Genomic DNA, 10,101 nt, shown 5'->3' with positions numbered 1-10,101 from the left:
GGCAGCCTGTCGGAAATCCTGACGTCATGTCAGAGAGTCCACACCATCGAGTGAGAGCGCGCTGGCCAGCGCCCCAGCGTCGACAAAGAACAGCCAGCACCGACGAACACCGGGAAGTTCCGGTAACAGACCCCGCCGAGCTCGCCCGCTTCGCCGACGACGACCCCGGCGCCGACCATGGCCTCGCCGGTGCCTACATCGACCTCGGTCCTGCCGACCCCGACGAAACCGCTGAGCCCGGCGACGGATCCGCCGACCCACGCCAGGTCGACCTCGGCCCCGCGTGATCCCTCCTGCATCCCCGGTAGCCCATTTCTTTTGTCTCGCACGAAATTCCCGGAAGGGAGGGTCGACATGAGCGCGCTTACTGCGTTGTCCCCGGTGACGCAAAACTGGGTGGGCGACTATCTGCGCGACCCCGGCTCCGCCACCGGCGCGCTTCTCGGGGCGCTGCGCAACTGGGTGCTGGCGTGGGCCCCAGTTGCCGCGCCCGTCCTCGCCGCGGCGCTGGCCGCCGCGGTGGCGACTGGCCGGTGGCGACGCGCCCGCCGCCACGCGGCGCTGCAGGCCGACGCCCGCCGGATCACCGTGCTCGCGCCGCCCGCCGTCGACCCCGCCGGCGGTGCCGCGCTCTGGTCCAACCTCGTCGGACTCCTGCGCCCTGCCTGGAAACGGATGTGGGCCGGGCAGCCACACCTGGGGATGGATTACCTGTTCGGCGAGCACGGCGTCACCATCCAGTTCTGGGTCCCCGGCGTCATCCCGCCGTCGCTGGTGGAACGCGCGATCGAGGCTGCCTGGCCCGGCTCCCACACCCGTACCGACCCCGCCACCTCGCCCCTGCCCACACTCGGGGCCGGACGACGACGAATCACCGTCGGCGGACAACTGCGGCTGGCCCGCCCCGAAGCGCTGCCGATCCGCACGAGCTTCGACGCCGACCCGATCCGCGCGCTGCTGGGCGCGCCGGTCGGGCTCGGCCGCGACGAGCACGCCTGCGTGCAAGTCCTCGCCCGCCCCGTCACCGGCCGCCGCGTCGCCCTGGCTCGCCGCGCCGCCCGCCGCATCCATCGCGGCCGGTCAGGCCGCATCGGCGGCCGCGTCCTGGACCTGCTCACCCCGGGCGCGCACGCCGCCCGCCGCGGCCGAACCTCGGACTCGCGCCGGATCAGCACCGACCCGCAGCTGTCGCTGGAATATTCCGCCCAGAACAAAGCCATCGTGGGCAAACAACGCGGCCCCCAGTACGAAACTCTCATCCGCTACGCCGTGACCGCCGACCTTCCCGCCGACGCACCCGACCAACTCGTCCATCGGGCCCACGACACCGCCCGAGGCCGCGCGCACGCGCTCGCCTCCGCGTTCGCCGCCTATACCGACCACAACCACTACACCCGCACCCGGCTGCGCCACCCGGCCCACGCACTCGCCGAGCGCCGACTCGGCCGCGGCGACATGCTGTCGGTGCCTGAGCTCGCCGCGCTCGCGCACCTGCCCACCGACGCTGACATCGCCGGCGTCGAACGCGCCGGAGCCAAAGCCGTCGCCCCGCCGCCCGGCGTCGCCGTCTCCGGGCCGGGCGTGATCCCGCTCGGCCACGCCGACACCGGACATGCCCGCCCGGTCGGCCTGCGCGTCGCCGACCTGCGCTACCACCTGCACGTCATCGGAGCGACCGGATCAGGGAAATCGACCTTGCTGGGCAACATCATCCTCAACGATGCCGACAACAGCCGCGGCGTCGTGCTGATCGACCCGAAAGGCGACCTCGTCACCGACGTCCTCAACCGGCTCCCGCGCAGCGCCGCCGACCGCGTCGTGCTCTTCGACGCCGACTCCCGCCACCGACCCCCGGTGCTGAACCCGTTGGAGGGCGGGGAAACCGACCGCGAAGTCGACAACCTCGTCTCCGTGTTCCGCCGCGTCTACTCCGCTTTCTGGGGACCGCGCACCGACGACCTCATGCGCGCCGCCTGCCTGACCCTGCGCGCCCAGGAAGGCGTGCCGACCCTGGCCGATTTGCCGAAGCTGCTGACCAGCGAGGCGTTCCGCTCCCGCATCACCGCCGGGCTCGCCGACCCGGTGCTGTGCGGGTTCTGGGAGTGGTACGACGCACTCACCGACAGCTCCCGCTCCCAGGTGATCTCGCCCCTGATGAACAAACTGCGCGCGTTCCTGCTGCGCCCCTTCGTCAAGGAAGCCATCGCCGGCGGGCGATCCACAGTGGACATGTCGCAGGTGCTCGACGAGGGCGGCCTCTGCCTGGTCCGCATCCCCAAAGGCTCCCTCGGCGAAGAGACCACGCGGCTGATCGGCTCCCTGGTCGTGGCACGCACCTGGCAGGCCACCACCGCCCGCGCCCGCATCCCGCAGCGCCAGCGCGCCGACGCGCACACCGTGATCGACGAATGCCACAACTTCCTCAACCTGCCCTACCCCATCGAAGACATGCTCGCCGAGTCCCGCGCGTTCCGGAACGGATTCATCCTCGCCCACCAGCACCTCGGCCAGTTGACCCGGGAACTCAAAGAAGGCTTCTCCACCAACGCCCGCAACAAAACCATCTACGCCGCCTCCCCCGAAGACGCCCGCGAACTCGCCCGCCACACCGCGCCCCGGCTGTCCGAACACGACCTCTCCCACCTCGACGCCTACCACACCGCCACCCGCCTGGTCGTGAACGGCCAGCAGACCGAGCCCTTCACCATGACCACCTCTCCCCTGCCCGACCCCATCCCCGGACGAGCCCGCGAAATCCGGGCCGCGTTGCGCGCCCGCCGCCGCGCCGCCGCAGGGGAAAGCGTCGCGACTACTCGCCTCGCGACCACGGCCCGGCCCGCGCCATCCGGACGCCGAGTGCCGCCAGCCCGACCCCCCAAGACCGACCCGCGCCGCACCCGCCCCTGATCACCACGCGACGCGATTCCCCCTGCACCGCAGGAAAAGCCCGCGCACGCCGGGGCTCGACCCCCGGGCGGTCCGTCCGGCCCGCAACCTGGTAACCGATCTGGAGCGCACGTTGATCACGACCACCACCCGCCAGCACAGCCTGCGCAGCCATCTGCCCGGCCGCCGCGCTCCCCGCGCCGCGAGTTCGGTCGAGCACCAGGCCATGCTCGCCGCCCGCCTCACCGCCCGCGACAAGTGGTTGCTGGCCCTGCTGCACGAGCACCGAGTCCTGACCACCGCCCAGATCCAGGACGCCGCCTTCCCCTCCGGCCGCTCGACCCGCCAGCGGCTCCGCGAGCTCTACCTCTGGCGCGTGGTCAGCAGATTCCAGCCGTTCCGGCAACTGGGGTCGGCCCCGATGCACTACGTCCTCGGCCCCGCCGGAGCCGCCGTGCTCGCCGCCGAGCACGGCCTCGAGGTCACAGAACTCGGCTACCGGCACGACCGCGCCATGGGCATCGCCCACAACCAGCGCCTCGCCCACACCGCCGGCGTGAACGACTTCTTCACCTCGCTCGTCGCCCGCGCCCGCCACACACCGGCCGACGGTCCGGAAACGCTCGCGGCCTGGTGGTCGGAATCCCGCTGCGCCCGCCACTTCGGCGACCTCGTGATTCCCGACGGCTACGGCCGCTGGCGCACCCGCGGTCAAGGCACCCCCCGTGAGACCGAATGGTTCCTCGAGTTCGACACCGGAACCGAATCCCTCGCCAAAGTCGGACGCAAGCTCATCGGCTACGCACGCCTGACCGAGGCCACCGGCATCGCCACCCCGGTGCTGGTGTGGCTGCCCACCGCACGGCGCGAAGCCGGAGCCCGCACCGCGCTGGCCCGCATCCACTCCGGCCTCGACGACCCGCGCACGGTGCCGGTGGCCACCGCCGCGGCCGACCTGCTCGACCCGACCGCGCCGCGTCCCAGCCCAGCAGAGGCGGTCTGGCTGCCGCTGACCTCCGCCCGCGCCGAACGCGCCGACCGCGCCGACCCGCGCTACAGCCTCGCCGACCTCCCCGCCGCCTGGCCAGGCCTGGCACCACCCGCGAACCCCGCCGAACCCGACGCCCCCGAAGCCGAGGGCGAGGGCAGCGACGCCGCGGCGGCCTCGCCCTACCGGCTGCCGCCGCCGAACCCGATGCCGCCACCGGCCACGCCCAACCGTCTCGCGCGCAACGAACGCTAACCCCGCGGCCGGGCTCCGCGCAGCGAAAGGAGGCGATCCGCCCATGGGCAGCAAACTGCTCGCCGCCGTCGCCGCCCTGATCCTCGTCACGACCGTGCTCATCGGAGCCGGGGCCTCCGGCATCGTCAACGCCCTGTTCGGCAGCAGCAGCAGCGACGCCTCCGGCTCGCCGGTCTGTACGCCCGACGGCGCGCTCACCGGCACGGTCGCGGGACTGACCGCCGAACAAGCCGCGAACGCCGCGACCATCATCGCGGTCGGCAAGCAGAAAGGCGTGCCCGAACGGGGCTGGGTGATCGCGATCGCCGCCGCGCTGCAGGAATCCCAACTGCGCAACCTGCACTACGGCGACCGCGACAGCCAAGGCCTTTTCCAGCAACGCCCGTCCATGGGATGGGGCACCCCGCAGCAGGTCACCACACCCAGCTACGCAGCGGCCAAGTTCTACGAGCACCTGCTGGCCACCCCCGGATGGCAAGGCATGAGCGTCACCGACGCCGCACAGAAAGTGCAGCAGTCAGGATTCCCCGGCGCCTACGCCCGCCACGAAAACAGGGCACGCGCGATCATCGCCTCCCTCTCCGGCGTCCGCTGCCGCCCCCAGACCGCAGCAGCGGCCGACTGCGACCACATCCAGGCCGCCACCCCCGCCGCCGCGACCGCGATCAACTACGCGTGCGGCCAACGAGGACTGCCGTATGTCTGGGGCGGCAACGGTCCTCAGAACGGCGACGCCGGATTCGACTGCTCGGGCTTGACCAAAGCCGCCTACGCAGCGGCCGGAATTGCCCTGCCGCGCACAGCCGACGCCCAATTCCGGGCAGGAACGCGCGTGCCCGACGGACAACCGCTTCTGCCCGGCGACCTCGTCTACTACGGCCCGCCCACACACATCCGGCACGTGGGGCTCTACCTCGGACACGGGAACATGCTCAACGCCCCCGACTTCGGCCAGCCCGTGCAAATCGACAACTACCGCTACCCGGGAGACGACTACGCGGGCGCCACCCGCCCGACACGATGATCCGTTTACCACACAACCCCACGAACTCCGAGCGCGGGTCGACAGTGGTGTGATGTTCTTGCGCGCCGCAACATTTCCAAGGCCTGATACGGCGTGGCCATTGTGTTGCCAACCCCTCTCCCTGGTTCTCCGCATTGAGTGGATCGCGCGCCGCGACGACGGTTTCGCGCTGATGCCCTAGGTCGATTTCTTTTCCTGGTTCGCACGGTATTCTTCGCGGAGCTCCTGGAGCGTGCGGTCGTCCTTGACCCGCCGCCACGTACGCCAGCCCTCGCTGACTTTTTCTTTGCACGCGGCCCGGATCGCGGCTGACGGGGTGCGGTGGCGGCTTCCGTCCGAGAGTTGCAGCTGGCCGTCTTCGAGCACGCGGGCGGTGTGCACTTCACCTTTGATACGCCGGACGTAGCGAAGCTGGTCTCCTGTCCGCAGGATTTCAGCCGCGACCAGCGTCGCCAGATCGGGGCCGCCGGGCCCGGACGTGCGGACGGCTGAATGGATGCCCACGGCGGTCCGGAGTGCGGACAGGCGCACCCCATCGCGCGCGCGGAACCAGTGTTCCCAGCCGTTCTGGTGCCGGTGCCCGAGTGCGGTGAGCGCGCCGGAGGGCCGGGCGAACCACCGACCGTCGTCGAGGCGAATACCTCCGTTGGCGACGCGGGCTTCGTGGACGAGCCCGGCCGCAGGACGGTGGCAGTGCAAAGCTTCGCCTTCCTGAAGGTGTCCAGCGGACACCAGCGGATGCAGTGCCCCCACGGGATTCCCGGGCGCGGACAGCGGATCAGCCGCGTCCTTGGGGTTCATGATCTGTGAGACGAGCGATGCGATACGCCGTGGCCAGCCGACATCCAGCCCGCGCCGCGTGTCGGCACAGTCCCAGACGCCGCCACAGGCGACAAGGATCCTCGCATCGACGAGATTCACCTGGTCGGTCGCTGCCGGGACCAGTTGCACGACGACATCGCCGTCGTGCCGACGCCCGTCGGGTTCCGCCGCTAGCAGCTGACCAGCGAACAAATCCAGCTCTCCTGTGTCACGAGCAACGTCGACCGCCACGATCAACAATCCCCATGCATCGCCGGGAAGTTTCAGTAGTGGCACGATTTCACCCGCTGCGACGATCAGCGCGGCATCGCGCGGAAGCCCTTGCCTGCGGCGCACGCCGTGTGCCGCAGCGAGCGGCGGCGGTGCTGGTTCGGTAACGCTGTCGTTGGCCATGATCATCCTTCTTGCGTTGAGTGGCATTCACGGAAACCCTTCGCCGCGCATGAGACGGGAAGCGGTCGCATCAAGAGGCTTTGCGTGGCACGGGTTTCTCGCCGACTGGCGGCGCCGCCCTTTCGGGGCGTTCGTGCCACGACATGCCCATGAACGCTCAGTCTGCGCCCGAATGTCAATACATGAACGGATTTTCGCCGAAACGGGTGCATCGAGAACACCGGATCGACATTGTGTCCACACGAGACACATGTCTTGTTTGACGAATCGCTTGACATCTATGTGATGACGAAGCGTCCATATACATGTAGCCCGAACAACCGGATGCGCACCGGCGGGCCGACGCCCCGGCCAGGGCATCACCTTCCCTTCCGAACCAGCACATGGAGTTCGTCATGCACCGCAAAAACCGTCATCCCAGTACCGGCTTCGCCGACGCCGGCCGCCACTTGCACGCTGTCGCCGACGGCCGCGACCAACAGGAAGCACCGTCCGCGGAGGACAAAGTGCGGGAAGCTCTGACCCGCCATCCCGGCTCCACGGCCGCCGCAGTGGCAAAGGCGGCCGAAGTCGGCCGTTCGACCGCAGGGAAGATCCTGGCCCGGTGGGGAGGCGACGGCACCGCGATCCGCACCACGGGCGACGGCCCGCGCGATCCGGATACCTGGTCACTCGCCGCGCCGGACCACGACACCGTTTCACCAGACGCCGACGGCGCAGAGACGGCCGCCGCCACGCCTCCCAGCGTCGACGACACGACTGAGCACGCCAGCGACGCCGCCGACAACACGGCCACGGAGGCGCCCGCAACGGCTCAGGACGCCGATCCTGACGGCCAGAAGGCCGAAGATGCTGCAGCAACGCAGGACGCCGCCGCAGAACCGGAACCCGACCGGACTCCGGAGGCCCCCGCGAACGCCACCGATGAAGAGGCTCCCGCGCCTTCTGATGCCGAGAGCACCGAACCGCCGCCTGCCACGGAACCGCTCGCTGACAACGCTGACGAGGCGGAGCCGTCCCCAAGTGCGGCCCCGGCGGTGAGCGGCACGACGGGGTCCGTCCGATCGGACAACGGGCGGCTGTCCAAGGGCGCACTGCGAGCGCTGGTGGAGGAATACCTCACCGATCACCCGGGCGAGAGTTTCGGACCCGCCCAGATCGGTAAGGACCTCGGCCGATCGGGCGGTGCGGTCAACAACGCGTGCGAAAAGCTGGTCGCCGACGGATATGCGATCAAAACCTGTGAGGCGCCGAAACGGTTCACGATCAACCCGGACAAGACCGATGTTCTGGCGACAACCGAGAACGCCACGCCCGCAGGCTGACGACACCTTCGCTCCCCCCGTCCGCGCGCAGGACCGCCGCCTCGTCCCCGGCGGGTGCGGGTCCTGCGCGCGGCTTCGCATGAGACGGCAAAGCCTCGCGCGAGGACAACAGAACAGCCCGGACACGCATACGGCACGCACGAAGAGACCCCGACGGGTAGGGAATTCACCACGACCGGCCATGACGGGACCGACACGGCCATGACGACAGCGAACGCAAGAAACGTGGCATCCGAAGGTAAAGCACGATGACGAAGACTTCCCCGATACAGCCAAAAGTGACGATCACCTCGTCCGACGTTCCGCCGATGCATACGCCCGACGACATGTGGGGCTTGCTGATCGACGTCTCCCCTGCGGCAAGGATGACGGCACAGGACCAGCGCTGTTCTTGGTCGGCTCCTGGTTTCCTCGGATGCGACCGCACAACGGGGACTTCGTCGTGCGACTCTCCGCGCCGTCACGCGATCGATGCGCTGGCGACCCGGAAGCAGTCGATGTCGAGTTGATGCTGGCGTTCCGCGACAGATGGGAGCGGACAGGTGTGTGGCGGCGGCAAGGACATGATTGGCCGCACCGGATCGTGGCGGCCGTGCGCGCGACTACCGGCCTGTACCAGGCATTGGCCGCAGACGGCCCCAACCGATCATCCGAATCTGAGGTGCATCTGTGTGATCCTTTCCGGGCTTGGCCTTCCGGGCTGTTCTACCTCCTGGCGGACGGAATGCTGCAACCCGGCGACCAACTCGTATGGGAACGCCGCGTCAAAGGCCTTCGCCACACGGCCGTGGTACGCGCCGACGGTTGGCTTCAGTTTCCCGACGGCACAACCTATTCGAACCCCCGCCGGGCCGTGGCTGCGCTGGGCGCGCCCACGGCGGAAGGGTGGGCGGTTTGGCGTCGAACCTGCGACAACCAGAGCCTGGCAAGCCTGCGAGATTTGTACCGGTCACGCCACTACGGGGCTCTCCGGTAGCCGACAGGCACCGCATGCGCACCATGCGTGCGCCGATCAACCTGATGTCCCCGGCATGAACGCACCAATACTTCGCGCTGACCAGCGCAAACGACAGATGGAATAGCCGATGAACGCCTCTGAAGCCACCGATGCGAACGACGTGCTCCGCTATCTCCTCGACCTCCGCCGACACCGGCACTCGGCCGCGGACGGCGAAGCTCGCGAGGCCGCTGCCCGCCTCGCCGGGCACGTCAACAAAACGATCCTTGTCGGGATCACACCGGTCGAGGTCGACGTGCAGTGGGACGCGGTTGGCCGGTGACCGGTGAAGCGGGCCGTGACCGTCGCAGCGGTTATCGTCGGCCTTGGCTGTCGTGATCGTGCTCGTTGGCGTTGCTGGCCCTTTGGGCGTCCGGCTCCTTTGCTGGCACGCGGAGCGGTTAAGCCCGCAGCCACCGCCGTCCTCGACCATGATGTCTGCAAGCCACGAGGTGATCGCAACCACGCCCGCGGGTACATCTTGTCCACCCAGAGCACCTGTTGGCGCGCCAGCGCAGAGACAGCGCACCGTGACGAGCCCCACCGTTAACGCGCGTAACGGACACAGGCCCAGCTCCGACCTCTTCAGCACAATCACCCCAAGGGACCACGACATGATTTCCAAGCGCTTCGCCCTGCTCACCGCGACAGCAGCTGCGGCTTTCAGCTTGTCCGCGTGCGGCAGCTCCGCGCCCAGCCTTCCGAACAACCCCGCACCAGCCACCGTGCAGGAGAACGCGAAACCGGAGCAGCCGAGGACGAACGAGCAGGGTTACCTGCCGAAGAAGGTCGGCGAGCGCGCCGGCCTGTTCAACCCGGACGGCTCGAACGCGGTGGACTTCTGGGTGACGAAGGTGTCCGTCGACCCGAAGTGCGGCGAGTACGGCTCCCGTTCCGCGGGCAAACACACGATCGTCGTGGACATGACGGTGCAGACCTACAAGATGGACCCGCAGGTTTCGAGCAGCTTGGGCGGCGTGCTGAACCCGACGGTGTTCCAGACCCGGGGCAAGGACGGCGTTACGAACGAGGCGAGCATCAGCATGTGTGTCGACTCGCCGAAGAGGCTGCCGGACCAGTACGCGCCGAACAGCAAGTACACGGGCCAGCTGGAGTTCGAGTCACCGGACGCGTCGGGCGCGCTGCTGCTGACGCCAATGCAAGGGATGCAGGGCAGCTCGGGCTGGGAATGGCAGTTCTGACCTGCAGCTGAGAACCGTCGAGGATGCCTCGGCCGTCTTCGTGGCGGTCGAGGCATCCTGCTGTCTTCGGTGGCGCCTTGGCCGGTTGAGGTTCACCCCGAATGGTGGACAGGGGCTTACGAGGGGTTCAGGCAGCCGTTCGGAGTGCCTGCTCGAAGTTGTCGGGGCTGAGCATCCCGATAGCGGAGTGCCGCCGCACACTGTTGTAG

General features: G+C 69.1%; 8 protein-coding genes. 6 read left to right on the top strand and 2 right to left on the bottom strand.

Annotation, left to right across the window (positions count from 1 at the left end; genetic code table 11):
- Nucleotides 1-29 precede the first annotated feature (29 nt).
- A complete protein-coding gene (locus PUT80_RS45590) occupies nucleotides 30-299 on the bottom strand; it encodes a hypothetical protein (protein ID WP_275295850.1) in 270 nt (89 codons plus the stop codon).
- A 55-nt stretch (nucleotides 300-354) separates the two neighbouring features.
- Here PUT80_RS45590 and PUT80_RS45585 point away from each other — a divergent pair, with 55 nt between their 5' ends.
- From PUT80_RS45585 to PUT80_RS45575, 3 genes are all read left to right on the top strand, one after another.
- On the top strand, nucleotides 355-2,907 hold the full coding sequence (locus PUT80_RS45585) for a DUF87 domain-containing protein (protein ID WP_275295849.1): 2,553 nt from the start codon (nucleotides 355-357) through the stop codon (nucleotides 2,905-2,907).
- Nucleotides 2,908-3,019: 112 nt separating this feature from the next.
- Nucleotides 3,020-4,129, top strand: coding sequence for a replication-relaxation family protein (locus tag PUT80_RS45580; RefSeq protein WP_275295848.1), 1,110 nt, complete (start codon nucleotides 3,020-3,022; stop codon nucleotides 4,127-4,129).
- 43 nt (nucleotides 4,130-4,172) lie between these two features.
- Complete coding sequence (locus PUT80_RS45575) at nucleotides 4,173-5,153, top strand: C40 family peptidase (RefSeq protein ID WP_275295847.1); 981 nt, start codon at nucleotides 4,173-4,175, stop codon at nucleotides 5,151-5,153.
- A 177-nt stretch (nucleotides 5,154-5,330) separates the two neighbouring features.
- Here PUT80_RS45575 and PUT80_RS45570 read toward each other — a convergent pair whose 3' ends face one another.
- Nucleotides 5,331-6,368 carry a hypothetical protein gene (locus tag PUT80_RS45570; protein ID WP_275295846.1) on the bottom strand — a complete coding sequence of 346 codons (1,038 nt, stop codon included), beginning with the start codon at nucleotides 6,366-6,368 and terminating at the stop codon, nucleotides 5,331-5,333.
- Between the two features lie 383 nt (nucleotides 6,369-6,751).
- On the opposite strand from PUT80_RS45570, the gene PUT80_RS45565 reads away from it, so the two are divergent.
- From PUT80_RS45565 to PUT80_RS45555, 3 genes are all read left to right on the top strand, one after another.
- Complete coding sequence (locus PUT80_RS45565; RefSeq protein ID WP_275295845.1) at nucleotides 6,752-7,693, top strand: hypothetical protein; 942 nt, start codon at nucleotides 6,752-6,754, stop codon at nucleotides 7,691-7,693.
- Between the two features lie 1,085 nt (nucleotides 7,694-8,778).
- Nucleotides 8,779-8,973, top strand: coding sequence for a hypothetical protein (locus tag PUT80_RS45560; RefSeq protein WP_275295844.1), 195 nt, complete (start codon nucleotides 8,779-8,781; stop codon nucleotides 8,971-8,973).
- 331 nt (nucleotides 8,974-9,304) lie between these two features.
- Nucleotides 9,305-9,892, top strand: a complete 588-nt coding sequence (locus tag PUT80_RS45555; RefSeq protein ID WP_275295843.1) for a hypothetical protein — start codon at nucleotides 9,305-9,307, stop codon at nucleotides 9,890-9,892.
- Nucleotides 9,893-10,101: the final 209 nt, after the last annotated feature.

Source organism: Amycolatopsis sp. La24 (assembly GCF_029087445.1).
Classification (GTDB): Bacteria; Actinomycetota; Actinomycetes; order Mycobacteriales; family Pseudonocardiaceae; genus Amycolatopsis; species Amycolatopsis nivea.
Note: the sequence above shows the minus strand (reverse complement) of the source record. Positions and strands in the feature narration are given on the sequence as shown.

Coding starts and splice junctions, on each gene's coding strand:
- PUT80_RS45590 (WP_275295850.1), bottom strand. CDS start 299: ATGCAGGAGGGATCACGCGGGGCCGAGGTCGACCTGGCGTGGGTCGGC.
- PUT80_RS45585 (WP_275295849.1), top strand. CDS start 355: ATGAGCGCGCTTACTGCGTTGTCCCCGGTGACGCAAAACTGGGTGGGC.
- PUT80_RS45575 (WP_275295847.1), top strand. CDS start 4,173: ATGGGCAGCAAACTGCTCGCCGCCGTCGCCGCCCTGATCCTCGTCACG.
- PUT80_RS45570 (WP_275295846.1), bottom strand. CDS start 6,368: ATGGCCAACGACAGCGTTACCGAACCAGCACCGCCGCCGCTCGCTGCG.
- PUT80_RS45565 (WP_275295845.1), top strand. CDS start 6,752: ATGGAGTTCGTCATGCACCGCAAAAACCGTCATCCCAGTACCGGCTTC.
- PUT80_RS45560 (WP_275295844.1), top strand. CDS start 8,779: ATGAACGCCTCTGAAGCCACCGATGCGAACGACGTGCTCCGCTATCTC.
- PUT80_RS45555 (WP_275295843.1), top strand. CDS start 9,305: ATGATTTCCAAGCGCTTCGCCCTGCTCACCGCGACAGCAGCTGCGGCT.